General features: G+C 63.0%; 26 protein-coding genes and 1 tRNA gene. 15 read left to right on the forward strand and 12 right to left on the reverse strand.

Annotation, left to right across the window (positions count from 1 at the left end; genetic code table 11):
- Nucleotides 1-121: 121 nt before the first annotated feature.
- Nucleotides 122-1,975 (reverse strand): DUF4105 domain-containing protein, encoded by a 1,854-nt coding sequence (locus tag NLX68_RS25535; protein WP_254286342.1) that lies wholly within the window; start codon nt 1,973-1,975, stop codon nt 122-124.
- Between the two features lie 77 nt (nt 1,976-2,052).
- Nucleotides 2,053-2,541 carry a DUF3015 domain-containing protein gene (locus NLX68_RS25540; RefSeq protein WP_010226385.1) on the reverse strand — a complete coding sequence of 163 codons (489 nt, stop codon included), beginning with the start codon at nt 2,539-2,541 and terminating at the stop codon, nt 2,053-2,055.
- A 277-nt stretch (nt 2,542-2,818) separates the two neighbouring features.
- Between NLX68_RS25540 and NLX68_RS25545 the strand changes: the two genes are divergently transcribed.
- The 5 genes from NLX68_RS25545 (at nt 2,819) to NLX68_RS25565 (ending at nt 7,505) form a co-directional block, all read left to right on the forward strand.
- Nucleotides 2,819-5,257: a Lon protease family protein gene (locus NLX68_RS25545; RefSeq protein WP_036993802.1), complete on the forward strand. Its 2,439-nt coding sequence runs from the start codon at nt 2,819-2,821 to the stop codon at nt 5,255-5,257.
- Nucleotides 5,258-5,430: 173 nt separating this feature from the next.
- Complete coding sequence (locus NLX68_RS25550; protein ID WP_254286343.1) at nt 5,431-5,772, forward strand: hypothetical protein; 342 nt, start codon at nt 5,431-5,433, stop codon at nt 5,770-5,772.
- Between the two features lie 100 nt (nt 5,773-5,872).
- Nucleotides 5,873-6,361 carry a TIGR00645 family protein gene (locus tag NLX68_RS25555; RefSeq protein ID WP_254286344.1) on the forward strand — a complete coding sequence of 163 codons (489 nt, stop codon included), beginning with the start codon at nt 5,873-5,875 and terminating at the stop codon, nt 6,359-6,361.
- A gap of 134 nt (nt 6,362-6,495) precedes the next feature.
- On the forward strand, nt 6,496-6,801 hold the full coding sequence (locus tag NLX68_RS25560) for a DUF6482 family protein (RefSeq protein ID WP_254286345.1): 306 nt from the start codon (nt 6,496-6,498) through the stop codon (nt 6,799-6,801).
- An 86-nt stretch (nt 6,802-6,887) separates the two neighbouring features.
- Nucleotides 6,888-7,505, forward strand: a complete 618-nt coding sequence (locus tag NLX68_RS25565; RefSeq protein WP_010226378.1) for an FKBP-type peptidyl-prolyl cis-trans isomerase — start codon at nt 6,888-6,890, stop codon at nt 7,503-7,505.
- A gap of 116 nt (nt 7,506-7,621) precedes the next feature.
- Here the strand turns inward: NLX68_RS25565 and NLX68_RS25570 are convergent, their stop codons facing one another.
- The 3 genes from NLX68_RS25570 to NLX68_RS25580 all read right to left on the reverse strand — a co-directional run bounded on the left by NLX68_RS25570 (nt 7,622) and on the right by NLX68_RS25580 (nt 9,404).
- A complete protein-coding gene (locus NLX68_RS25570; RefSeq protein ID WP_010226372.1) occupies nt 7,622-7,870 on the reverse strand; it encodes a hypothetical protein in 249 nt (82 codons plus the stop codon).
- A gap of 124 nt (nt 7,871-7,994) precedes the next feature.
- On the reverse strand, nt 7,995-8,336 hold the full coding sequence (locus NLX68_RS25575; protein ID WP_254286346.1) for a zinc ribbon domain-containing protein YjdM: 342 nt from the start codon (nt 8,334-8,336) through the stop codon (nt 7,995-7,997).
- Between the two features lie 99 nt (nt 8,337-8,435).
- Nucleotides 8,436-9,404 (reverse strand): polyprenyl synthetase family protein, encoded by a 969-nt coding sequence (locus tag NLX68_RS25580; RefSeq protein ID WP_010225693.1) that lies wholly within the window; start codon nt 9,402-9,404, stop codon nt 8,436-8,438.
- A 252-nt stretch (nt 9,405-9,656) separates the two neighbouring features.
- On the opposite strand from NLX68_RS25580, the gene rplU reads away from it, so the two are divergent.
- The 5 genes from rplU to NLX68_RS25605 all read left to right on the forward strand — a co-directional run bounded on the left by rplU (nt 9,657) and on the right by NLX68_RS25605 (nt 13,333).
- Complete coding sequence (gene rplU / locus NLX68_RS25585) at nt 9,657-9,968, forward strand: 50S ribosomal protein L21 (RefSeq protein ID WP_010225695.1); 312 nt, start codon at nt 9,657-9,659, stop codon at nt 9,966-9,968.
- A gap of 31 nt (nt 9,969-9,999) precedes the next feature.
- Nucleotides 10,000-10,257 (forward strand): 50S ribosomal protein L27, encoded by a 258-nt coding sequence (gene rpmA / locus NLX68_RS25590; RefSeq protein WP_010225698.1) that lies wholly within the window; start codon nt 10,000-10,002, stop codon nt 10,255-10,257.
- 192 nt (nt 10,258-10,449) lie between these two features.
- Complete coding sequence (gene cgtA / locus NLX68_RS25595) at nt 10,450-11,673, forward strand: Obg family GTPase CgtA (RefSeq protein ID WP_254286347.1); 1,224 nt, start codon at nt 10,450-10,452, stop codon at nt 11,671-11,673.
- A 75-nt stretch (nt 11,674-11,748) separates the two neighbouring features.
- Nucleotides 11,749-12,867, forward strand: coding sequence for a glutamate 5-kinase (gene proB, locus NLX68_RS25600; RefSeq protein WP_254286348.1), 1,119 nt, complete (start codon nt 11,749-11,751; stop codon nt 12,865-12,867).
- A gap of 10 nt (nt 12,868-12,877) precedes the next feature.
- Nucleotides 12,878-13,333 (forward strand): CreA family protein, encoded by a 456-nt coding sequence (locus NLX68_RS25605; protein WP_177414911.1) that lies wholly within the window; start codon nt 12,878-12,880, stop codon nt 13,331-13,333.
- Nucleotides 13,334-13,442: 109 nt separating this feature from the next.
- Here the strand turns inward: NLX68_RS25605 and mksF are convergent, their stop codons facing one another.
- The 3 genes from mksF to mksB are packed head-to-tail and all read right to left on the reverse strand — an operon-like array spanning nt 13,443 to nt 18,239.
- Nucleotides 13,443-16,274 carry an Mks condensin complex protein MksF gene (gene mksF, locus NLX68_RS25610; RefSeq protein WP_254286349.1) on the reverse strand — a complete coding sequence of 944 codons (2,832 nt, stop codon included), beginning with the start codon at nt 16,272-16,274 and terminating at the stop codon, nt 13,443-13,445.
- The gene (gene mksE, locus NLX68_RS25615; RefSeq protein WP_254286350.1) at nt 16,271-16,972 is read right to left on the reverse strand and encodes an Mks condensin complex protein MksE; all 702 of its coding nucleotides are present in this window, start codon (nt 16,970-16,972) and stop codon (nt 16,271-16,273) included. Before mksE ends, mksF begins: the two co-directional genes overlap by 4 nt.
- The gene (mksB, locus tag NLX68_RS25620) at nt 16,962-18,239 is read right to left on the reverse strand and encodes an Mks condensin complex protein MksB (RefSeq protein ID WP_010225709.1); all 1,278 of its coding nucleotides are present in this window, start codon (nt 18,237-18,239) and stop codon (nt 16,962-16,964) included. Before mksB ends, mksE begins: the two co-directional genes overlap by 11 nt.
- Nucleotides 18,240-18,418: 179 nt before the next feature.
- Here mksB and NLX68_RS25625 point away from each other — a divergent pair, with 179 nt between their 5' ends.
- Both NLX68_RS25625 and rimI read left to right on the forward strand, forming a co-directional pair.
- A complete protein-coding gene (locus NLX68_RS25625; RefSeq protein ID WP_254286351.1) occupies nt 18,419-19,216 on the forward strand; it encodes an energy transducer TonB in 798 nt (265 codons plus the stop codon).
- The gene (gene rimI / locus NLX68_RS25630) at nt 19,209-19,661 is read left to right on the forward strand and encodes a ribosomal protein S18-alanine N-acetyltransferase (RefSeq protein WP_115088771.1); all 453 of its coding nucleotides are present in this window, start codon (nt 19,209-19,211) and stop codon (nt 19,659-19,661) included. Before NLX68_RS25625 ends, rimI begins: the two co-directional genes overlap by 8 nt.
- A 4-nt stretch (nt 19,662-19,665) precedes the next feature.
- Here rimI and NLX68_RS25635 read toward each other — a convergent pair whose 3' ends face one another.
- The gene (locus tag NLX68_RS25635; RefSeq protein WP_254286352.1) at nt 19,666-19,989 is read right to left on the reverse strand and encodes a serine kinase/phosphatase; all 324 of its coding nucleotides are present in this window, start codon (nt 19,987-19,989) and stop codon (nt 19,666-19,668) included.
- A gap of 120 nt (nt 19,990-20,109) precedes the next feature.
- Here NLX68_RS25635 and can point away from each other — a divergent pair, with 120 nt between their 5' ends.
- Nucleotides 20,110-20,748, forward strand: coding sequence for a carbonate dehydratase (gene can / locus NLX68_RS25640; protein ID WP_038997206.1), 639 nt, complete (start codon nt 20,110-20,112; stop codon nt 20,746-20,748).
- Nucleotides 20,749-20,819: 71 nt separating this feature from the next.
- On the opposite strand, the gene NLX68_RS25645 is transcribed toward can, so the two are convergent.
- Nucleotides 20,820-21,959, reverse strand: coding sequence for a hypothetical protein (locus NLX68_RS25645; protein ID WP_254286353.1), 1,140 nt, complete (start codon nt 21,957-21,959; stop codon nt 20,820-20,822).
- 87 nt (nt 21,960-22,046) lie between these two features.
- Between NLX68_RS25645 and NLX68_RS25650 the strand changes: the two genes are divergently transcribed.
- On the forward strand, nt 22,047-22,658 hold the full coding sequence (locus NLX68_RS25650) for a D-Ala-D-Ala carboxypeptidase family metallohydrolase (protein ID WP_254286354.1): 612 nt from the start codon (nt 22,047-22,049) through the stop codon (nt 22,656-22,658).
- Here the strand turns inward: NLX68_RS25650 and NLX68_RS25655 are convergent.
- Nucleotides 22,646-23,524: a LysR substrate-binding domain-containing protein gene (locus NLX68_RS25655; protein WP_254286355.1), complete on the reverse strand. Its 879-nt coding sequence runs from the start codon at nt 23,522-23,524 to the stop codon at nt 22,646-22,648. The two genes, NLX68_RS25650 and NLX68_RS25655, sit on opposite strands and share 13 nt — an antisense overlap.
- Nucleotides 23,525-23,647: 123 nt before the next feature.
- Here NLX68_RS25655 and NLX68_RS25660 point away from each other — a divergent pair, with 123 nt between their 5' ends.
- The gene (locus tag NLX68_RS25660) at nt 23,648-24,262 is read left to right on the forward strand and encodes a LysE family transporter (protein ID WP_254286356.1); all 615 of its coding nucleotides are present in this window, start codon (nt 23,648-23,650) and stop codon (nt 24,260-24,262) included.
- A 66-nt stretch (nt 24,263-24,328) separates the two neighbouring features.
- Here the strand turns inward: NLX68_RS25660 and NLX68_RS25665 are convergent.
- Nucleotides 24,329-24,405: transfer RNA gene (locus NLX68_RS25665), tRNA-Met, on the reverse strand.
- Nucleotides 24,406-24,431 lie beyond the last annotated feature (26 nt).

Genomic DNA, 24,431 nt, shown 5'->3' on the forward strand with positions numbered 1-24,431 from the left:
GCTCAATGGCCTGAGCCCTGTCGACTACAGGGCTCAGGCTGCTGGTTAATACTGTCCAACTTTAGGGGGGCAGTCCAACCTGTGGGAGCTGGCTTTGCCAGCGATGCAAGGCGCAGCCTTGCTAATACTGGTACCACTTCAATTCCAGCATCACCTCGTTCTGCGCCGACGCCAACTTGCTGAAGTCGCGGCTGGCACTGAGCCGCAGGCCCAGATCACGGGACAATTCCCACTGCTGGTTCAAACTCAGGCTACGCCGCACCTCGCCGTTGGTGAAGTAGTCGGCCTTGGCCTCGACACTCAGGTTGCCCAGCGGATTGCGCCACAGCAGTCCGGTATTGAACCCCGCTGCCGGTGCGATGAAACCGGCAAAGTCATTGTTGTGCTCGACCCGCACCGTGCCCAGGGCAAAACCAAGCAGGTCATCGGCCAGCTGCCAGGTACCGCCGGCGCCGCCGTTGACGTGGCTGACCAGTACCTCATCGCCATGCTTACCCAGCACCCGCTCCAGCCCCCCGGCGACCTGCCACGACCAGGGTTGCAGCAAGGCATTGCGCGGGGTCAGCGAGCGGATGGTGGCCAGGTCCAGGCGTTGCACCTGCCAGTCGTTGCCTTCGTACTGGCGCAACTTGAGCTGAAGGATCTCGATCTGCGCGCCGAGGGGAAAGCCGTAGGCGTTGTCGTTGAGGTCGTGATAGGCCATGCGCAGGCCATACTCGGCATAGGCGCGATCATCGCGGCTGCCCAGGCCCAACTGCCAGGTGCGCGACTGATGGCCGTCTTCAGGCAGCCCCGGGCGTTCGATTTCAAGCTCCGGTGGCGGGTTGCGGTTAATCGCCCGCAGCAGCTCGAAGCTGCGTTTGCTGCGCGCCGGATCACGCTCCTGGCCGTTGGCCCGGTAACGCTCCAGGCGATAGGCGGCGTCCTGTACCAGGGCCTGGCGCTCGCGCGGCAGGGCGGTGAATTCGGTGCTTTGCAGTTGCGCGGTGTCGGCACTGACCGCCAGCACTTGCTGTTGCTCGCCGGCATCCAGCGGTTTGGCCCGCTCCAGCAGCTCACGTTCGCGTGACGGCCGGTAGTCGATGCGTTCGACCAGGCCGGACTGCTTGACTGCCTTGACCGTGTCGGTGGGAATCGCGGTCAACGGGAACTGCGAGGTCAGGTCCAGGCTCGGGCGTGCCACTTGCAGCAGTTCGAGCAAGCGATAGGAGCAGTTTTCGTCGAAGAAGAAGTAGTCGAACTGGATCTGCTTGAGTTCCCAGACATGCTCGACCATGCGCCCGGTTTCTTCCGGGGTCAGGTTCAGCCGGTATTCCCACAGGTCGCGGTTTTCCAGGCTGCGGTACTCGGAGAGCTTTTCCTGGTAGGGCACCAGGGCGAACAGGCCCGGGTAGCCGCCCATCAGGCCCTTCCAGGCATAGAGGATGCTGTTGTCGCTGCCTTCGATATAGGCGCCGAAGTTGATCGCATAGCTGAGCAGGGCGGTTGCGTTGCTCTGCACGTCGGCCTGGTCGATCCGCAACAGGGTGTGGCCGAACATCGACGACGGGCTGTTCAGGTAGGCGGCCGGGAAGATCATCACCGCGCTGTGCGGTGAGACGTCCTTGAACCACTGAGTGTATTCCTGGCAGTCCGGGCTCGGCAGGTCGGTCAGTTGCAACTGCTCGCGCAGCCAGCGGGTACGCGCCGGGAACACGCACTGGGCGTGTTTGTCGCCGAGGCTCGCCGGTGCGTACAGCGCGTTGACGGTGGCACGCAGTTCCTGGTCCGGGTGATGGGCGCCGTCTTCGGCGAGAAAGAAGCGCTGGTCGTCGACGTAGCTGCGCCAGCCGCCAAGCTTGGCCGTCTCGTAATGACCGAGGGCGATCCAGTAGCGCTCGGCCGCCAGTTGCTTCAGGCGTGCGTCATCGAATGAAGGGGCAGCATGCAGCGGGGCGCAGGCACAGAGCGCCAGGTAGGCAAGGCGTTTGAGCATGTCGGGCAACTAAGTCTGAATGATGCCGATAGAGGCGGACAACAACCCGCCCCGGTGACGGGGCGGGTGGGCCGAGCTTAAGCCTGGGTGGCGTATTTGGCCAGGCGCGGGTCGCTTTTCAGCACCGCGAGGGTGTTGCTGTGCACGTCTTCAGCAGTGACATCGGCGGTCTTGAAGATGTCCTGGAAGTGTTGATGGGTAACCGCGGCGAAGTGCGCGCGATCTTCCGGGGCAACGCCCAGCACCACGGCATAGGTGGTCAGTGCTTCACCTTGACCCTTGGCCATGTCCTCGGAGAGTTCGTTCATCATGCCGTTCATGGCGAACCATGATTTACCGCCATAGGTCAGCGCAGAGTTGGTCGAGCAGCCGTTGGTGCCCGACGTCATGCCGAAAGTGGCGTTGCCGGAAGTGCCGTTGGTGGTGGAGGCCAGGAAGTGGGCCGGTGTCCCGCGTTGGCCCTCGAACAGCATGTTGCCCCAGCCGCAGTCCGGTCCGCCAGGCGCCTGGGCCATGGCATTGAGGGAAACCGCAGTGAACAGAGTACCCAGAAGAATCCGTTTCATAGCATTGTTCTCTTTCTAGAAGTACATACCAAAGGTCAGGGTTGTCTGGCATATCTGTAGGACCAGTTGCCAGGGCGGGTCGGTTATTTACCCAGCCGCGCAGTTTGGAGTTTAGGCACGATCTAAGGGTTGCGTGATTTATTGCGAAAGATTGCCTGAAAATGTTGACGTAGATCGGCTTTTCGCCCCTGCGACAATTAGCAGCGATGAGCCTTGCAAGGCGTACGCGCACGGCGCCAGAATGCTGACATCTGCCCCGCCGAAGTAAGGAAGCCCGATGCCCGATCCTGTCGCTGCGAGCCTGCGTCTTGCGCCCGAAGCCCTGACCCGGCCGTTTTCCGCTGAACAGTTCGCTTTTTCCACCACTAATGATCTGGAGCCTTTTCGCGGTGTGCTTGGCCAGGAACGTGCGGTCGAAGCCTTGCAGTTCGGCGTCGCCATGCCGCGCCCTGGTTACAACGTATTTGTCATGGGCGAGCCCGGCACTGGCCGTTTCTCGTTCGTCAAACGCTACCTGAAGGCGGAAGGCAAACGCCTGCATACGCCCTCGGACTGGGTTTATGTCAACAACTTCGACGAGCCACGCGAGCCGCGCGCCCTGGAGTTGCCGCCGGGCAGCGCCGGGGCGTTCATCAGCGACATCGGTGGCCTGATCGACAACCTGCTGGCGACTTTCCCGGCGGTCTTCGAGCACCCGTCCTACCAGCAGAAGAAGAGCGCCATCGATCGCGCCTTCAACCAGCGCTACGACCGCGCCCTGGATGTGATCGAGCGCGCCTCGCTGGAAAAGGACGTCGCCCTGTACCGCGACAGCAGCAACGTCGCCTTCACCCCGATGGCCGACGGCAAGGCGCTGGACGAAGCCGAATTCGCCCAGTTGCCGGAAGCCGAGCGTGAGCGTTTCCACGACGACATCGCCGCCCTGGAGGAGCGCCTCAACGAAGAGCTGGCGAGCCTGCCGCAATGGAAGCGCGAGTCGAGCAACCAGCTACGCCACCTCAACGAAGAAACCATCACCCTGGCCTTGCAGCCATTGCTGGCGCCGCTGTCTGAAAAGTACGCAGAAAACGCCGCCGTTTGCGCTTACCTGCAGGCCATGCAGGTGTACCTGCTGCGCACCGTGGTCGAGCAACTGGTCGATGACAGCAAGACCGATGCCCAGGCGCGCAAGCTGCTCGAAGAGCAGTACTCGCCAAGCCTGGTGGTCGGCCATCACGCCAGCGGCGGCGCGCCGGTGGTGTTCGAGCCGCACCCGACCTACGACAACCTGTTTGGCCGTATCGAATACAGCACCGACCAGGGGGCGCTGTACACCACCTACCGGCAACTGCGCCCCGGGGCCTTGCACCGGGCCAACGGTGGTTTCCTGATTCTTGAGGCCGAGAAGATGCTCGGCGAGCCGTTTGTCTGGGACGCCCTCAAGCGCGCCCTGCAGTCGCGCAAGCTGAAGATGGAATCGCCCCTGGGCGAGTACGGCCGCCTGGCTACCGTGACCCTCAATCCGCAGATGATCCCGCTGAACATCAAAGTGGTGATCATCGGCGCGCGGCAGCTGTACTACGCCCTGCAGGATCACGATCCGGACTTCCAGGAAATGTTCCGGGTACTGGTCGATTTCGACGAAGACATCCCCATGGTCGACGAGAGCCTGGAGCAGTTCGCCCAGTTGCTCAAGACCCGCACCAGCGAAGAGGGCATGGCGCCGCTGAGCGCTGATGCGGTGGCGCGCCTGGCCACCTACAGCGCGCGCCTGGCCGAGCACCAGGGGCGTTTGTCGGCGCGCATCGGCGACCTGTTCCAGCTGGTCAGCGAGGCGGACTTCATCCGCCACCTGGCCAACGACGAAATGACCGACGCCGGGCACATCGAACGTGCCCTCAAGGCCAAGGCCACCCGCACTGGCCGCGTGTCGGCGCGGATTCTCGACGACATGCTGGCCGGCATCATCCTGATCGACACCGACGGTGCCGCGGTGGGCAAGTGCAACGGCCTGACCGTGCTCGAAGTCGGCGATTCGGCTTTCGGTATCCCGGCGCGGATTTCCGCCACGGTCTACCCGGGTGGCAGCGGCATCGTCGACATCGAGCGCGAGGTCAACCTGGGTCAGCCGATTCACTCCAAGGGGGTGATGATCCTTACCGGCTACCTGGGCAGCCGTTATGCCCAGGAATTCCCCCTGGCGATCTCGGCGAGTATTGCCCTTGAGCAGTCCTACGGTTACGTCGACGGTGACAGCGCCTCCCTGGGCGAGGCCTGCACGCTGATCTCGGCGTTGTCGAAGACGCCGCTCAAGCAGTGCTTCGCCATTACCGGTTCGATCAACCAGTTCGGTGAAGTGCAAGCGGTGGGTGGGGTCAACGAGAAAATCGAAGGCTTCTTCCGCCTGTGCGAAGCACGGGGCCTGACCGGTGAACAGGGCGCGATCATCCCGCGTGCCAACGTTGCCACGCTGATGCTCGATGAGCGGGTGCTGCAGGCGGTGCGCGCCGGTATGTTCCACGTCTATGCGGTAAGCCAGGCCGACGAGGCCCTGAGCCTGCTGGTCGGTGAGCCTGCCGGTGAACCGGATGAAGAGGGCCAGTTCCCTGAAGGCAGCGTCAACGCCCGGGTGGTGGAGCGCCTGCGGGTAATCGCCGAGATGATCAGCGAAGAGGACCTCAAGGAGGCAGAGAAGGAACATGCCGAGCAGGCCCTGGCGCAGGTAAAAGCTTCTTGAGTTGAGTGGTACGAGTCAAAAAAACGGCGCTAAATGGGGGGTGACCATTGGGCGCCGGTTTTTCCACGCCTGGGTGGAATTCTTCTATTCTTCAGATCAGGGACAGTCGTAGGTACAGGAACGAGACAGCCTTCACCTGAGGGCTGAACAAGGGTTTACCGAGGACCTTCGCCATGCCGCGCAGCCTCAGCCTCACCCGTCAATGCCTGGGCCTGGTGACCCGCATTGAATGCAGTATCCGCCCACTGGCCGGTGACAATGGCATGTGGACCCTGCTGTTTGCCGCCGGCATGGCTGGCGAGCAGCCCTCTGCGATCAAGGCCCAAGGGCCGTTTCACGGGCCGTTCGTGGCCGAATCGGTGCTCAATGCCATTGTCGACAGCCTGACTCTGCACGGTTATCAGCTGGCCGATGATCCGCAGATCTGGTGTGTGCACCTGCAAGCCCAGCTGCGCCGGATCAACGGCGAGCGCGTCCATCACGTCGGCGACTTCCAGTTCCATCCGGAAAACTGAGACGCCGGCGCCACGCCTGTGGCAGCGTGCCACGGGCTTTTTCTGTCATGGGTGGCTGTTATACTCGCGCTCGCTTTTTTGCCAACCTGACGAGTTTTCAATGGAACGTATTATCGAAAATGCGATGTATGCCTCGCGCTGGCTGCTCGCGCCGATCTATTTTGGTCTGTCGTTGGGCCTGTTGGCGCTGGCACTGAAGTTCTTCCAAGAGATCTTCCACGTCCTGCCCAACGTTTTCGCCCTGGCCGAAGCCGACCTGATCCTGGTGCTGCTGTCGCTGATCGACATGGCCCTGGTCGGTGGTTTGCTGGTGATGGTGATGATTTCCGGTTACGAGAACTTCGTCTCGCAACTGGACATCGACGAGGACAAGGAAAAACTCAGCTGGCTGGGCAAGATGGACTCGTCTTCGCTGAAGATGAAGGTCGCCGCCTCGATCGTGGCGATTTCCTCGATCCACCTGCTGCGGGTGTTCATGGACGCGCGCAACATCGAGACCCAGTACCTGATGTGGTACGTGATTATCCACATGACCTTCGTGGTCTCGGCCTTTGCCATGGGTTACCTGGACAAGCTCACCAAGCACTGATCAGGCGTTTTGCCCAGTCAACAACCGCCCGTGCGTTGCAAAACGGACGGGCGGTTGCGTTTTTGCCTTGTGCTTTGTGCGCGGCTGTACAGAAAATGAACGGTCACTCGAAGTTCCGGTAACGAGGTATCGCAATGAACCTTCACCAACTGAACACCGAGGCCAGAGCCGGTCATGTCGAAGAGCTCAACCTGATCGCCATCGAGGGCGGTGATTTCATTATCGAGGCACGGGTAAAAGGCCACGCCCATCCGCTCTCGGACACCCATGGGCAGCGCCTGAAAGTGCATTCGGTAGTCGATGCGCAACGCCTGCTCAGCGGTTTGCCAGCGGTGCCAGTGCACCTGGTGCACTGGTCGATGGATGATGAGATGTGCGGCGGTGGCGATGCCGGCGATAGCGACCTGAAAATACCGATGCCACGACGTTCGGCCTGGTAGCTGATCTGCGCCAGCGCAGTGTGCTAGGCTGCTCGCCCTTTTCATAAAGGGCGCGGCTGTCATGCGCCCTGCAGCGGAGCAAGCAAATGTCCGAACTCAACCTGTCTACCGACGAAACTCGCGTCAGCTACGGCATCGGCCGTCAGCTGGGTGGCCAACTGCGTGACAACCCGCCACCAGGCGTAAGCCTGGACGCCATCCTGGCCGGCCTGACCGACGCCTTCAACGGCCAGGACAGCCGCGTCAGCGAAGCCGACCTGTCGGCCAGCTTCAAGGTCATCCGCGAAATCATGCAAGCCGAAGCTGCTGCCAAGGCCGAAGCTGCCGCTGGCGAAGGCAAGGCCTTCCTGGCTGAAAACGCCAAGCGTGACGGCATCACCACCCTGGCTTCGGGCCTGCAGTTCGAAGTACTGACCGCAGGTGAAGGCGCCAAGCCAAGCCGCGACGACAGCGTGCGCACCCACTACCACGGCACCCTGATCGACGGCACCGTGTTCGACAGCTCCTACGAGCGCGGCCAGCCAGCAGAATTCCCGGTCAGCGGCGTGATCGCCGGCTGGACCGAAGCCCTGCAACTGATGAATGCCGGCAGCAAATGGCGCCTGTACGTGCCGAGCGAGCTGGCTTACGGCGCTCAGGGCGTTGGCAGCATCCCGCCGCACAGCGTGCTGGTGTTCGACGTCGAGCTGCTGGACGTTCTGTAAGACGTTCTTTAAGAACGTCAGAGGGCCTTTTGGCCCTCATCGCTGGCAAGCCAGCTCCCACAGGATTCGCTTCACACCGGTCCATTGTGGGAGCCGGCCTTGCCGGCGATGCGGTTTCAGTTCCAATCGGTCCCACCGCCAGGGCGCAACGCCCGCGCATAGCAGAACAGGAACAGGTTCCTCACCAGTTCCTTGAGCACACCCGGCTCACTCGAATTCAAACCATTGAGATCCAGGTCACCCTGGTCGCGCAGTTCGTCCAGCGCTTCTTCTTCAAGCACGGCACAGACCTCGCCGGTTTCCCGGTGCAGGATGCGCAAGTATGGATGGGGGCGGTCAAGCCAGGCGTCTATCAGATAAGTCATGGCTATTCTCCTTGAAAGCGTTCAATGAGAATAATTCTTATTATCAAAATAGCAAGTGCCTATTGGCGGTTTTTTCCAGGTTGTGGGCTGCCGAGGCCGCAGGGCGGCCCCGAACCCACCGGAATCAGACCTTGCGGACGAATTCAGATTTCAGCTTCATCGGGCCGATGCCATCGATCTTGCAGTCGATGTCGTGGTCGCCATCGCACAGGCGGATGTTCTTGACCTTGGTGCCGACCTTGACCACCAGCGAGGTGCCCTTGACCTTGAGGTCCTTGATCACGGTGATGGTGTCGCCGTCCTGCAGGACGTTGCCCACTGCATCCTTTTTTACCGTCTCATCGCTGGCTGCTTCGGCATCACCGGCAGCCGACCACTCGTGGGCGCACTCGGGGCAGACCAGCTGGGCGCCGTCTTCGTAGGTGTATTCGGAGTTGCATTTGGGGCAGGGTGGCAAAGTGCTCACTAAGGTTCCTCAAGACGTACAGGTACAAAACCTACATTGTATAAGGTTTTGTCCGTCTGAGGCTAATCGGGCCCATCGAGCGATGGGCCGGGGCGGGGATCAGTGTGTGCGGGCGACGGCGAATTCGCTGAGTTCGACCAGTGCGTCGCGGTATTCGCTGGCTGGCAGCACGTCCAGGCAGGCGATGGCGCGGGCCACATAGTCGCGGGCCAGCTTGGCGGTGTAGTCCAGCGAGCCTGAGGCTTCGACGGCCGCGCGGATGCTCTCGAGGTCTTCGATGCCGCCCTTCTGGATCGCCTGGCGCACCAGCGCGGCCTGTTCGGCGGTGCCTTCGCGCATGGTGTAGATCAGCGGCAGGGTCGGCTTGCCTTCGGCCAGGTCGTCACCGACGTTCTTGCCCAGGGTCTGCGCATCGCCCTTGTAGTCGAGCAGGTCGTCGACCAGCTGGAAGGCCACGCCCAGGTGGTCACCGAAGGTGCGCAGGGCTTCGCTCTGTTCCTCGCTCGCCTGGGCCAGGGCCGCGGCGCTGTGGGTCGAGGCCTCGAACAGCATCGCGGTCTTGCCGCGGATGACGTCCATGTAGACTTCTTCGGTGGTGCTGGCGTCGCGCACCTTGGACAGCTGCAGGACTTCGCCTTCGGCGATGACCCGGGTGGCCTTGGAGAGGATCTGCATGACCGGCATCGAGCCCAGTTCGACCATCATCTCGAACGAGCGCGAGTACAGGAAGTCACCGACCAGCACGCTTGGCGCGTTGCCCCACAGGGCATTGGCGGTGGAGCGGCCACGGCGCATGCCGGACATGTCGACGACGTCGTCATGCAGCAGGGTGGCGGTGTGCAGGAATTCGATGGTGGCGGCCAGCAGGCGCAGGTCGTCGCCTTCGCGGCCCAGGGCCTTGCCGCACAGCAGCACCAGCAGTGGACGCAGGCGCTTGCCGCCAGCCGAGGTAATGTAGTCGCCGATTTTCGATACCAGCGGTACACGCGAAGTCAGCTGTTTCTTGATAATCTCGTCAACGGCGCTGAAGTCGTCCGCTACCGCACGGTAGAAAGCTTGGGGTTGCATCGGCCACAGGTGCTCCATAAAGGTTGCGCGGCATGCTAGGTCGCGGGTCCCGGCGTGTCAAGGCGCGCTGCCCGCGGGCCGGGGGTGGGACTTGCAAGCAAAGCAGGGCTTGCGTACAATCGCGCACCCTGAACTTCCTGGGCAGCACCTGCCTTACGCAATTGCACTGGGCCGTTCCAGCCCTATGCAGCCATGCCAGCCAATACTCTTCCTATAAAGAGCTGGGTGAGCAGGATTATCGGAGAAATACCCATGTACGCAGTAATTGTTACCGGTGGCAAGCAGTACAAAGTCGCCGAAGGTGAATACCTGAAAATCGAAAAACTGGAAATCGCCACTGGCGAATCCGTGACTTTCGACCGCGTTCTGTTGGTTGCCAATGGCGACGACGTGAACATCGGCGCTCCAGTCGTTGCTGGTGCCAAAGTTGTTGCTGAAGTGATCTCCCAAGGTCGTCACGACAAAGTGCGCATCATCAAGTTCCGCCGCCGTAAGCACCACATGAAGCGTATGGGCCACCGCCAGTGGTTCACCGAAATCAAGATCACCGGTATTTCGGCTTAATCGCCTGAATCCATTTCTGGAGAATTGAACCATGGCACACAAAAAAGCTGGTGGTAGTACCCGTAACGGTCGCGACTCAGAAGCCAAACGCCTTGGCGTGAAGATGTATGGCGGCCAGGCTATCATTCCTGGCAACATCATCGTGCGTCAGCGCGGCACCCAATTCCACGCTGGCTACGGCGTTGGCATGGGCAAGGATCACACCCTGTTCGCCAAGATCGCGGGTAAGATCAAGTTCGAAGTAAAAGGCGCCTTCGGTCGTCGTTACGTGAGCGTTGTCGCCGAGTAATCGCGCGAACGCTGGAAAAGCCCTGTCTCGCGACGGGGCTTTTTCGTTTGTGGGGTGAGTCTCTTGCAAAGCTGTTTGTATGGGCTGCCGGCGTGGGTTGTTACTATCGTGACGGGGCCGCCGCGCTCACTTTTGCAAGAGCCTTATGTCTTTGTGTCACTCAGCTCGTCCAGCTGACGAGAGGCGGTTTTTATGAAGTTTGTTGACGAAGTATCGATCCGGGTCAAAGCCGGTGATGGCGGTAACGGTTGCATGAGCTTCCGCCGCGAGAAATTCATCGAGAACGGTGGCCCCAACGGCGGTGATGGTGGCGACGGCGGCTCGGTGTACATGGTTGCCGACGACAACCTCAACACCCTGGTCGACTACCGTTACACCCGTCACTTCGAGGCCCAGCGCGGCTCCAACGGCGGCAGCACCGACTGCACCGGCAAGAAGGGCGACGACCTGATCCTGCGCGTGCCGGTCGGCACCACGGTGATCGACTCCGCCACCCAGGAAGTCATCGGCGACCTGGTCAAGCCGGGCCAGAAGCTGATGGTGGTCCAGGGCGGCTGGCACGGCCTGGGCAACACCCGTTTCAAATCCAGTACCAACCGTGCGCCACGCCAGACCACCCCGGGCAAGCCGGGTGAGCAGCGTGACCTGAAGCTGGAAATGAAAGTACTGGCCGACGTCGGCCTGCTGGGCCTGCCAAACGCTGGCAAGAGTACCTTCATCCGCTCGGTATCGGCCGCCAAGCCGAAAGTCGCCGACTACCCGTTCACCACCCTGGTGCCGAACCTGGGTGTGGTCAGTGTCGACCGCTGGAAGAGCTTCGTCATCGCCGACATTCCCGGCCTGATCGAAGGTGCCTCCGACGGCGCCGGCCTGGGTATCCGCTTCCTCAAGCACCTGGCGCGTACCCGCCTGCTGTTGCACCTGGTCGACCTCGCGCCGCTGGATGAAAGCAGCAGCGCCGATGCCGCCGAAGTCATTGTCAACGAGCTGACCCAGTTCAGCCCGTCGCTGGCCGAGCGTGACCGCTGGCTGGTGCTGAACAAGACCGACATGCTGATGGACGACGAGCGTGACGAGCGGGTCAAGGAAGTGGTCGAGCGTCTGCAGTGGGAAGGCCCGGTCTACGTGATCTCGGCGATCTCCAAGCAGGGTACCGAGCAGCTCAGTCGCGACATCATGCGCTACCTCGAAGACCGCGCCGACCGCCTGGCCAACGACCCGGCCTACGCCGAAGAACTGGCTGACCTGGATCAGCGCATCGAAGACGAAGCCCGTGCCCAGCTGCAGGCCCTGGACGACGCCCGCGCCCTGCGCCGCAGCGGCGTCAAGAGCGTGCACGACATCGGCGACGACGATGACGATGACGATGACTGGGACGACGAAGACGGCCCGGAAATCATTTACGTGCGCGACTGATTCGTTGCAGTACACTAAACGCCGCTCTCAGGAGCGGCGTTTTGGTATCTAAAGATCTGAATAGGTTGGAAGAAGATGCGGAGCAAGGTGACGGGTGCGCAGCGCTGGGTCGTGAAAATCGGCAGTGCCCTGCTGACAGCAGATGGCAAGGGCCTGGATCGCGCGGCCATGGGTGTCTGGGTCGAGCAGATGGTGGCGTTGCATGAGGCAGGCGTCGAGTTGGTGCTGGTGTCGTCCGGGGCGGTTGCCGCCGGGATGAGTCGTTTGGGCTGGACCAAGCGACCGAGTGCGATGAACGAGCTGCAGGCCGCGGCCTCGATCGGCCAGATGGGCCTGGTGCAGGCCTGGGAGTCGAGCTTTGCCGAGCATGGCCGGCACACCGCGCAGATTCTGCTGACCCACGACGACCTGTCTGACCGCAAGCGTTACCTCAACGCCCGCAGCACCCTGCGCACCCTGGTGGAGCTGGGCGTGGTGCCGGTGATCAACGAGAACGACACGGTGGTTACCGACGAGATCCGCTTTGGTGACAACGACACCCTGGCGGCGCTGGTGGCCAACCTGGTGGAGGCCGACCTGCTGGTGATCCTCACCGACCGCGACGGTATGTTCGATGCCGACCCGCGCAACAACCCTGATGCGCAGCTCATCTACGAAGCCCGTGCCGACGATCCGAGCCTCGATGCCGTGGCCGGTGGCACCGGTGGCGCCCTGGGCCGTGGCGGCATGCAGACCAAGCTGCGTGCAGCGCGTCTGGCGGCCCGTTCCGGTGCTCACACCATCATCGTCGGTGGGCGCCTGGAGCGCGTGCTCGACCGGCTCAAGGCGGGCGAGCGCCTGGGCACCCTGCTGTCGCCCGAGCGCGGCATGCTCGCCGCGCGCAAGCAATGGCTGGCCGGGCACCTGCAGACCCGTGGCACCCTGGTGCTCGATGACGGCGCAGTCAAGGCGTTGCGCAAGGACAACAAGAGCCTGTTGCCGGTGGGCGTCAAGACCGTACAGGGCAGTTTCCGGCGTGGCGAGATGGTGGTCTGCGTTGGTCCGGATGGCCTCGAAGTCGCCAGGGGCCTTGCCAACTACAGCGCCCTGGAAGCACAAAAAATCATTGGCCAGCCGTCCGACACGATCGAGGCCCTGCTGGGCTACATCGCCGAGCCGGAGCTGGTGCACCGTGACAACCTGATTCTGGTCTGAGGAAACGCTTGTGTTCAAAGGGATAGTTGCAGCGGCGCTGCTGGCATTGCCGGTACTGGCGTCGGCCGAGGAGATTGGCCAGGTATCGACGGTGTTCAAGATCGTCGGGCCGAACGACCGCATCGTCGTCGAGGCGTTTGATGACCCGAAGGTGGAGGGCGTGACCTGTTATCTGTCGCGGGCCAAGACCGGCGGTTTGAAGGGTGGGCTGGGCCTGGCTGAAGATCGCGCCGAAGCCTCGATAGCCTGCCGTCAGGTCGGGCCAATTCGCTTCAAGGAGCAGCTCAAGGACGGTGACGAGGTGTTCAAGGAGCGCACCTCGCTGGTGTTCAAGACCATGCAGGTGGTGCGTTTTCTCGACAAGAAACGCAACACCCTGGTCTACCTGGTGTACTCGGATCGTGTGATCGAAGGCAGCCCGCAGAATGCGGTGACGGCGATTCCGATCTTGCCGTGGGCTCAGTAAGACCGAGTTGACTGCATCGCTGGCAAGCCAGCTCCCACAAGGACCACCGTGATCCCTGTGGGAGCCGGCCTTGCCGGCGATGGGGCCTGAAAGGCCCCCAAAAGAGGCCTCAGACCGAAGCTTCTTCCTCTTCTACCCGCACCACTGCCTTCTCCACATCACGGCGGCTGATGTACTTCCAGTCCGCCTCGTCGATGTAGATGCCGTTCGGCCCGCTGCCGCCTTCCAGGTCGATGGCGACATGCGCCGAAACCTGCGGCTTGACGCTCGCCAGAATCGGTACGAAGCCCAGCTGCAAGCTGGTTTCCAGCAGCGCTGCCTGGTTGCGTTCGTCGATGTCGGCCGCTTCGTCCAGGTAGTACGGCAGGCGCACGCGACCGGCCAGGTCGCGGTCCATCAGGTGCAGCAACAGGTACATGTTGGTCAGCGCCTTGATGGTCATGGTGGTGCCGTTGGAGGCCGCACCGTCGATGTCGGTGTGGATCACCGGCTGGCCACCGACCTTGGTGATCTCGAAGGCCAGTTCGAACAGGTCCTTCAGGCCCAGCTGGTTGTGGTTGGCCGCCACCAGCCGCGCCAGGTACTCCTTGGCCTCTTCGTTCTTGTTGTCCTGCTCGGCGCTCTGGCTCAGGTCGAACACCGACAGGGTCTCGCCTTCCTCGTACTGGCCGGCGCTGTGGATGATCTGGTCGATGTGCTTGAGCGCTTCCTTGTTCGGCGCCAGGACGATGCGAAAGCTCTGCAGGTTGGACACCTGGCGCTTGTTGATCTCGCGGTTGAACAGCGCCAGCTGGTGCTCGAGGCTGTCGTAGTCGCTGCGGATGTTGCGCAGGGTCCGGGCGATATCGGTGACCGCGGCGCGGCGTGCCTTGCCCAGGGTCAGGGCTTCTTCGGTGCGGTGCGAGTAGGCGTTGATCAGCAGCTGCAGACGGCGCTCCATGTCGTCTTCGCTGTCGAACTTGGCCACGCCCTTGAGGCGTACCTGGGCGTACAGCGCTTCGATCTGGCCATCGACCCGCAGCAGGCCCTGCCAGCTGTCCTGGTAGTCGTTGAGCAGCGGCAGCAGGTTGTCCATGCTGTCGTCGACCGGCTCCATGAACGGCGTACCGAACGGCAGGTCGGCAGGCAGCAGCTGGCGGCGGCGCAGGGCGTCGTCGAGGGTGCGCTGCTTGGCTTCCATGTCGGCAATCTGGCGGCCGACCAGTTGCAGCTTGGCCGACAGTTGCTGGACGCGTTCGGTGAAGGCGTCGCTGGAGCGCTTGAGCTCGTCCTGAGCGGCTTCCATCTGCGCCAGCTGTTCGAGCTTGTCGCCTTCTTCGGCGGACAGGGTCTCGCTGCGGCGGAAGTCTTCCAGGGCCTTCTGCGCATCCAGCACCTGCTGGTACAGGGCTTCGGTCTGGGTCTTGCTCGCGGCGCGGTCGGCGGCCACGGCCTGCTGGGTCTTGAGCTGCTTGAGCTCTTTCTCCAGGCGTTCCTTCTGGTCGCGCAGGGCGGCGCGGTCGGCCAGGGCCTGCAGGGCAGGGGGCTCGATGTGCGAGAGGTCGATGGACAGGCCCGGGGCTTCGAAGCGCTCGCCCTTGAAGCCGTCGAGCACCGCTTCCAGGGATTTGACCCAGACATCGCTGTCGTCCAGCTCGATGCCGCGCTCGCCCAGCGGCAGGCTGAACAGCGCGCCGTTGAACAGGCGCATCAGGCGCTCGACGTCCTGCTGCGAGAACTCTTCACGCAGGCGTGCATAGCTGTTGTTGTCGGCATGATCGAGTTGCTGCTTGACCGACTTCAGGCGTTTTTCCAGCTCGCGCAGACGCTCTTCGAGGTCTTCGGCGCTGAACTGGCGCGACTGCGCCAGGGCGCCGGCGAGTTCGTCGTGGGCGTCCTTGGCGGCCAGCAGTTGCTGTTCCAGGACCTTGACGTCGTCGACCAGGGCGAAGCGGTGCTTGAGCACCGACAGCTCACCGAGCCAGCGCTGCACGCCAGTGATCTCGCGCTCCAGGCGCATCAGCTCCTGGGTGCCGCCACGCTGGTCGTTCTGCAGGCTGTCCTGTTCGTTCTTGTAGTGTTCGGCCTGGATCACCAACTCCTCTTTGCGAGCGCTGGCGTAGTCCTGCCAGGTGCCGAGCAGCGAGTCGAGCAGTGGCGACAGGCGATGCAGTTTGCCGCGCAGGATCTCGCGCTGGGCCACGCCGTTGGCCAGGGCCTCGACCAGCGGGCCGGCGGCGACCAGCGAGTTGTAGTCCTGCTCCATGCGCCGTACGTCGCGGAAGGCCTCTTCGCAGGCGGCGATGTAGTCGACGCTGCCCGAACGCAGGCTGTGCTCGAAGGCATCGAGGAACAGCTGCTTGAGCTTGGCTGCGGTGATCTCGCGCATGTGCAGCAGGTTGATGAACAGGGCGCGGAAGGTCTTCAGGCTCTGCTCGCTGGTGGAGCGCAACGGGATCAGGGTCAGGTCCAGCGGGATCGAGGTGTGGCCGCCGACCAGCAACCGGCGCAGCTCGTCAGGCTTGAGCTCATAGGCTTTCAGGCCGTTGCGCTCGAGGTTGCTGAACAGCTCTTTCTGGCGCAGGCAGGTGTCGTTCTTCTGGTAGTGGGCCAGGTCCAGCTCGCCGGCATAGGCAAAGAACTGGTGACCGAAGCCGCCACCCGGACCGCGGCCGACCACGCCGATCACGTGCGGGCCGTGGGGCAGGTTGACCTCGCAGAGGATGTAGCTGGTGTCGCTGGCAAAGTAGAAGCGCCGCGACTGCTCCAGGCTGTACTTGCCGAAGCTCATGTCGGACATGCGCGCCAGGATCGGGAACTGCAGGGCGTTGATCGAGGCACTCTTGCCCAGGTTGTTGGCACCGTAGACCGACAGCGGGTGTTCCAGGGGGAACAGGCCCAGGCTGTAGCCGGCAGTGTTGAGCAGTGCGAAGCGGCGAATGCCGTAGCGTTCCTGGCTCATGCGTCAATCTCCTGTTGCTCTTGCGCAATGGCTCGGGCCAAGGCGTCTTCTTCGCTTTCTTCGAACGGGCTGAGGTCCAGCGGGTCGTCGGTACGGTTGAGCTCTTGCGGGCTCTCTTCCTCGACCAGTACCGGCGTTGGCAGCGGCAGGGCGCTGTGCAGGCTGGCGGCGAGGTCGCGGTCCTGCTGGACCGACAGGCAGACGTCGAGGAAACGGTGCATCGGCGGCAGGAAGCGGTAGATGCCGTTCTCTTCGTGGGCAAAGCCGAGCTGGGTCATGCGGCGCATGATCTTCTCTTCCAGCTCGTCCGGGGTCTGCACTTCGGCCTGGATGAACAGGTCGCGGTACTTTTCCAGCAGCGAAGGCAGCTCGTCGCGGCCAAGGCTGCCGCCATCGAGTACCGACATCGGGTCGCGGCCCTGGTCGGCCAGGTGTTCGACCAGGATGAAGGTGAACAGCGACAGGCGCTGGGCGGTCTTGTTGACCTGGGCGGCGGCCAGGTCCGGGACGAAGTAGTAGAAGCCACGGGTGTCGCACACCAGTTCAAAGCCCAGGGCCTTGAACAGGCCCCGGTACTGGTCCTGGAAGTTCGACAGTTGGGCGTACAGCTCCGGGTCGCGGCGGCTGATGTGGAAGCCCTTGAACAGCTCGCGGAAGATCGGTGCGAGCTGGGACAGTTCGGAAAGATCAAGATGCATGGGCAGGGCTCGCAGTTGGCTCAGGCGATGGTTCGCGGCTCGATGTCAGAGCGAAGGAACGCAGGCTGACCAGGTGTTCGCGGGTGGTGTATTGGCGGCGCTCGAGGCGCTCGCGGGCAAAGCGTTTTTCCCGCGACAGGCGCGAGAACCAGTACAGCAGCTCGTCGGTGGCGCCTTCCGGCTCCTGGTCGAGCAGCCAGACCATCAGGTCCGGCAGCGGCAGGGCGTCTTCGCAGCGTTCGAGCATTTCCTTGACCGTGCGCGGTGCGCGCGGGGCGTCGCCCTTGTGGCTCTTGTGGGCCTTGGGGAACTGCGCAGGCTTGGGCTCGAAACGGGCCAGGGCATAGACATAGGCTTCGACCTGGCTGGCGCTGCCGAGGAAGGTGCTCTGCGGGCGGGTGAACAGCGGCATGGCGGCCTGCGGCACGGCGTCCAGGCCCTTGCGGCGGATCACCGACAGGGCCAGGGCGGCGCCACGGGTCACGGCGTTGTGGCGGCGCGCTTCTTCACGCAGCGGCAGCAGCAGTTCGCGGGCATGGCGCAGGGTCAGCTGGGCGCTGGTCTGCATTTCGAGGATGCGCGCGTGGGTGCGCAGGAGCATGTCGTCGTCGACCAGATGGCCGAGGCGCGCCTGCTCGCCGAGCAAACGCAGCAGCACGGTCTCGACCTTGCGCACGCCTTGCTCGAAGGCGCCGTCGGCGTTGACCAGCTGGATCATCGGTTCGACATATTCGTCCCAGGTCGCCAGGACTTCGGCATAACGCTGGCGCAGGGGGATCTGCCGGTCGCTGGTTTTGGCCCGTTCGGCCACGGCGACCAACGCCTGTTCGTCGTTGTCGAGCTTCTTCAGGACGTCGCGCACGCGCATGTCGAGCAGGCGCAGCTGGCGCGCCAGGTCGTTGCCGTCGCGAATCTCGAAGGCGTCCTGGATATGCCCGGCCAGGCGCTCGAGGTGGCGCAGGTAGGCTTCGATCTCCAGGCACAGGCCCAGGCGGTGCTCGCGGCGCAGGTACGCCAGAAAGTCATGGATCTGGGCGTTGAGCTCGAAACGGTTCGGGCTTTTGGCCACCGGCACCAGGATATCCAGGCGGATCCACACGTCGAGCAGGCTGGTGATGTCCTGGGGCGTACTCTCCAACTGCTGGGTAGCCAGTTGCTGGCGCAGTTCGGCCAGGCTCAGGGTGCCCCCGTCGAAGCGCTCGCACAACGGCTCGAGCAGGGCCCAGTGTTCGGCTAGGGCGCGCAGGACGCGCTTGGGTTCGATCATTGGCGGGTCGACTCGTTGCCAAATAAAAGCGCCGATTGTACTGCATCAGACGCCTGTCGATTCACCCCCTGATCGCTTGATCCTGCTGTCGAGCGGTTTTCTGCCGATCAACAGCGGCGCCAAACGGCGAACAACGTTAGAATATCGCCCCTGACTTATCCACAGATGGCCGATCCTTCTTGTTAATCGAGTCCCGCCGCCGCGCTTACCTCAACGCCATGCAAGTGGTGCACTGGCTGCCGCGTGCCGAACTGCCGTTCGCTGCGCCGTCGCGCCCGGAGCTGCTGCTGCCGGTGGCGGCGCTGGAAGAGCCGGCGTTCGAGCCGCAGGAGCAGGCGCCTGTTGCCGCTGCCGTGGCACCGAGCGCGCCAGTAGCGCGCGCCGTTGAGCGACCGAAGATCGAGATCCCGCGCCCGGGCAGCATGCCGAAAGTGGCAGCCAAAGCAGTGGAAGAGACCGAAAAGGCGCCAGTGCCGGCCAGGCCGGTCCCGGTGCCGCCCCCACGTTTTGCCCTGCAACTGCTGCGCGCCGGCAATTGCCTGCTGCTGGTGGAGCTTGCCACCGGCGAGCCATTCCAGAGCCGCGACCCTTCCTATTTGTTGCTCAAGGACATGCTGCGCGCCGCCGGCCTGCCGGACAGCCCGCAGATCATCGGTGAGCCGGTGCGCTGGCCGTTGCTGGTGCGCGGCAACCTCGATCAGGGGCCGCAGGCGGCGACCGATTTCGTCCAGGGCTTTATCCAGGCCCGGCTTGAAGAAGCGCCGTGCGTCTGCCTGTGGCTGATCGGCCTGCCTGCCGTGCGTTTTGCCGGCGAGGCCGACGCCGATGCTTATTACCGCGAGTTGCCGGTTGAAGGGCTGGGCGCTGCCTGGGCCTTGCCGGGGCTCGAACTGTTGATGGACGAGCCGCAGCGCAAGGCGCACGTCTGGCAAGCCATGCGCCGGCTGATGGCGCGCTGGAAACCAAGTGATGAGTGACACGATCAGCTTCCGCCGGATGACCGAGGCGGATCTGGATGCCGTACTGAAGATCGAATACGCCGCCTTCAGTCACCCCTGGACCCGCGGGATCTTCCTCGACGGGCTCAAGTCCTATGAAATCTGGCTGATGTTCGAAGGCGAGCAGCAGGTCGGCCACGGCGTGATCAACGTGATCATCGACGAGGCGCACCTGCTCAATATCACCGTCAAGCCGGAAAGTCAGGGCCGCGGCCTGGGCCTGCGCCTGCTGGAAGAGCTGATGAGGCGCGCCTACGAGATCAACGGCCGCGAGTGCTTCCTGGAAGTGCGTGCCAGCAACCAGTCTGCCTATCGCTTGTACGAGCGCTACGGCTTCAATGAAATCGGCCGCCGGCGTGATTACTACCCGGTTGCTGGCGGTCGCGAAGACGCCCTGGTCATGGCCTGCACCCTGTTCGAGTAAGGGATCAGCGCTCGCGCTTGCCATCCAGCGGGTCGCGGCGGGCCAGCTCTGCTTCATCCAGGCCTTTGCCGCCGCCGATGTCACTTTGGTCGACTACGCTCAAGTCCCAGTCCGCAGGGTGATTTGCTCCCGGTTCGTTGGCGGAGCGGGCGCCGTCTTCGGGGATCAGGGTTTCCGGCTCGAGGTCGTCGTCGGTTGGGTCGAAACCGACATCGACGTTGGGGGTATCCTCGTCAAAGTGCAATTCTTCAACCGAGCCCATGGGGTCTTCGTCTTCATCGCTCGGGGCAGGCTGCGGGGCGTGAAGCGGGCGGTGTTTCTGGCTCATGGTCGATCCTCCTGCAGAAGGGCTTAAACGGTTGACCTGCCGTTTGGCGGAAGATTCAAAGGCGTGACCTGAACAGGCCGGCGCCTGTCACAGGATGCGCATCAACCATGAGGCTTGAACATGCACGATCTACAAGAACTGATTGATAACAACGCGCGCTGGGCCGATGCGATCAAGCAGGAAGATCCGGATTTCTTCGCCAAGCTGGCGCGTCAGCAGACACCGGAGTTCCTCTGGATCGGTTGTTCGGACGCCCGGGTCCCGGCCAACGAGATCGTCGGCATGCTGCCGGGCGATCTGTTCGTTCACCGCAATGTTGCCAACGTGGTGCTGCACACTGACCTGAACTGCCTGTCGGTGATCCAGTACGCGGTGGACGTGCTCAAGGTCAAGCACATCCTGGTCACCGGCCATTACGGTTGCGGCGGGGTGCGGGCATCGATGCAGGATCGTCAGTTGGGCCTGATCGATGGCTGGCTGCGTTCGATTCGCGACCTGTACTACGAAAACCGCGTGGAGCTGGCCAAGCTGCCGACCGAGGAAGAGCGGGTGGACCGCCTGTGCGAGCTGAACGTGATCCAGCAGGTGGCCAATGTCGGCCATACCACTATCGTTCAGAATGCCTGGCACCGCGGGCAGAGCCTGTCGGTGCATGGCTGCATCTATGGCATCAAGGATGGGCGCTGGAAGAGCTTGAATGCGACCATCAGCGGCATCGACCAGTTGCCGCCGCAGTACCGGTTGCGTCCGCAGGACTGAGGCCATCGCGGGGCAAGCCCGCTCCCACAGGCCCACTGTAGGAGCGGGCTTGACCCGCGATAGGCTTCACCTCAAGTCTTCTGCAAATCGCGCAACGTGCGCGTCACCTCCCCGGTATTGCACTTGGCACTGGCCTGCTCCGGGGTCATGTTGCGAATCGTGCGGAAATACAGCTCGCACGTCTGCTTCTTCTCGGTCACCTGCCACTTCTGCGTACAGCCACCCAGGGTGGCCTTGGCATCCGCCGCCGGGTTACGGCCCATGCCCGACTGCCAGCAGGCGGCGCTCAAATCCTGGCCCATCATCTTCAGCCCGGCCTGATCGGCCTTGTCCTGGTCGCCGTCGTAGTTGGTCTTATCCGCCGCATACCAGATCGCGCTCGGGTGGTTGGCACCCAGCACCGGCACCTTCTGCCCAGGCGTCGGGCTGATGGTCGCCAGGCCCAGGACATAGAGCTTGGGCCCATACTGCTGCTCGATCCAGCTGCGCACCGGCGAGCCGAAGGCAACCATTGGCAAGGATGCGCCATTGCCGGTTTGGGTGACCTCCTTGACCATCTGCACCTGGTAGTCCTTGAAGTAGCCATACACGCCTTCAAGGTCTTTGCCGGCGCTGGCTGGCGCCGCGATCGGGGCGATGTCGACGATGGTCTGGTAGGCCGGGGTTTGTTCCGCGGGGATGCCGTTGAAGGTCAGCAGCGTGGCCCAGCGGTCGGTAGTGTTGGAGCGCAGGTAATCCTGGGCCTGGGTCAGCGAGTAGTCCGGCGGGAAGTGCAAGAGCTGAATGCTGCGGCGATTTTCCAGGGCCATGCCGAGCGGCAGGAACAGGTTCCAGCTGTAGGCCCATTTGCCTTCGCGGTTGAGCTGTTTGGCGCCTTGATAGGCCAGATCGCCGGTAGTGAGCAGCGCTTGCAGGGGTTTGCTGTAGTCGCTTGGCACGCCCTGGATGTCAGCATGCAGTTTGTCGTTGTCGCGATTGACCTTCACGGTCGCGGCGGCGTAACCGTCGCGCTGCACGCTCTGGGTCAGGTAGTGCTCTACTGTTCGTTCCAGGCTCCAGTCACGAAAGCAGATGACATTGCAGTTGTTGGGGTAGGCAAACAACCGGGTCACGCGTTCCTGGCTGCCCAGGTCGATGCGGGTGTCAGCCAGGGCGGCGCTGCTCAAGGTCAGGGCGGCCAGGGCAAAGGTCAATGGAGCAGTCTTGTGCATGATTAACTCCTTGTCAGTTTCTCCCTGCAGTCGGGAGGCTTACCATACTGGAGGAATTTCCCGGGGGTTGGGAAGGGGTGCAAGCTGATGAATCCGTGGCGTAAGGCTGGTATTGGTGCAGGACTTTTGCTGACAGTGCTGGGCACTGCGCAGGCCGAGGAGCGTGACCTGCATCTGTTTGCCCAGTGGGCGGGCGATCATCAGACCCGGCCCTTTCGCCAGATGCTGGTGGATGCGCGCCTGTATGGGGTGGTGCCAATCCATCAACTGCTGCGCTCGGCCAGTGACTGGCGCTTATGCGGGGCCGAGCCGTTTGCGGTGGCGCCAGCGGCGCAGTGGCCGGCAGTGCGTTCGACCTTGCAGTTGCTCAAGACCCTGAACGATCAGGGCGTGCTCAAACGCTATGAAGTGGTGTCGGCCTACCGCAACCCGGTGCTCAACCGCTGCGCTGGAGGCGCCGTGGCCAGCGCCCATACCCGCGCCTTTGCGGTCGACTTGCTGTTGCCGGACTGGGCCGATCCGGCGCCGCTGTGCCGCTTCTGGCAGGCCCACGGCAAGGGCTGGAACATGGGCCTGGGGCGATATCCATCGGGGCGCATTCACATCGACACGGCAGGCTACCGCAGCTGGGGTGGCGACTTCGGCAGCGGCTCCTCCTTCTGCGTCCCGGCGATGTCCGGCAAGGCTCAGGCCAGGTGAGCCAGGCAAGCGTGTGATTGCTCGATCACCCATTCGGCGAAGCAGCGGCTTTTGCCATCGTCAAGAATCGCCCGGGGACTGAGCAGGTAGTAGGCTGATTGATCCTGGAGGAAGCCGCGTGGCGCCTGCAGTTGGCCGCTGTCGATTTCGTCCTGGACCATCAAGCGCGAAGCCATGGCCACGCCCAGCCCGGCGGCCGCCGCCTGGATGCACAGGTAAAAGTGCTCGTAATCGGCGCGGCTGCTGCCTTTGGCCGATTCGCCGCTTTGGCGCAGCCAGGTAGCCCAGGCATTGGGCCGCGAAGTACTGTGCAGCAGGCGTTGGCCGGCCAGGCCTGGTTCGGGCAGGGCATGGTCGGCACTGCACACCGGCCCGACCCATTCGTCGCAGATCTTCAGTGCATGCAGGTTGGCATCCCAGCGAAAATCATCGCGGCGCAGGGCCAGGTCGACACCGCTGCGGGCGAAGTCGATCGGCCCGCCGGCCGCCACCAGGTGCAGGTGAATATCCGGGTGGGCGGCATGAAAGGCCGGTAACCGGGGGATCAGCCAGCGCATGGCGATGGTCGGCTCGCACGACAGCACCAGCACGTTCTCCCGCGCCTGTTGCTGCAGGCGGTACACCGCGCCCTCCAGTTGTTCGAACACCGACAGGGTGGTGCCGTGCAGGGCGCGCCCGGCGGCGGTGAGAAAGATCGCTCGGTTGCGCCGCTCGAACAGTTGCACCCCCAGCGACTCTTCCAGCAGGCGTACCTGCCGGCTCACGGCGCCGTGGGTGACATTGAGCAACTCGGCAGCGCGCACGAAGCTCTGGGTTTGTGCGGCGACGTCGAAATAGCGAAAGGCTGAAAGCGCAGGCAGTTTCATATCTGTGAGAAAAACTAGCGGATTTCACTCACTATAAATCGCTTTTTGCCTTGCCCGAAGCTTTCGATAATGGCGGCGCGCAGACGTATCTGTGCATTGGCCTAGCAGATCGAGGAGCTTTACGTGAATGAAATCATCGCTGTTGCCCTGTTCACCGTGCTGGCGGTGATCAGCCCGGGCGCCGACTTTGCCATGGTGACCCGCAGCAGTTACGCCTTCGGCCGGCGTGCGGGCTTGGCCGCGGCCCTGGGCATTGCCCTGGGGGTGCAGGTGCATGTGCTGTACACCGTGTTGGGCATTGCGGTGATCATCAGCCAGAGTCCGGCGCTGTTTCTGGCCATGAAGGTGCTGGGGGCGGGGTACCTGATTTATCTTGGCTACAAGTCGCTGACCAACACCACGCGGATTTCCCTGGACGGTGCCAGCGCCCGTCAGCTCGGGGTGCTGGCGGCTTTGCGCTCGGGCTTTCTGACCAATGCCCTGAACCCCAAGACCATGCTCTTTGTGGTCAGCGCCTACACCCAGGTGGTGCAACCGGGCAGCTCGCTGGCGATCAACTTCGGCTATGGCGCGTTCATGTCGTTCGCCCATTGGCTGTGGTTCAGCCTGGTGGCGGTATTCTTCTCGAGCGCGGTATTGCGCCGGGCCATGCTTGAGCGCCAACGCCTGGTCGATCGGGTGATTGGCGTGGCCTTGATCGGCCTGGGGGTGGCAGTGGTGTTTGCCAATGTACGTTAAGCGGGCAGGGTAAAAATCGCAGGCATGAAAAAAGGGCTTACCTTGCGGTAAGCCCTTTTTAGTACTTGGTGGCTACACAGGGACTTGAACCCCGGACCCCAGCATTATGAATGCTATGCTCTAACCAACTGAGCTATGTAGCCAAGTGGCGCGCATTATTCGCCTGAAA

Origin of the sequence: Pseudomonas sp. SBB6, from assembly GCF_024213215.1 — a bacterium.
Taxonomy (GTDB): Bacteria; Pseudomonadota; Gammaproteobacteria; order Pseudomonadales; family Pseudomonadaceae; genus Aquipseudomonas; species Aquipseudomonas donghuensis.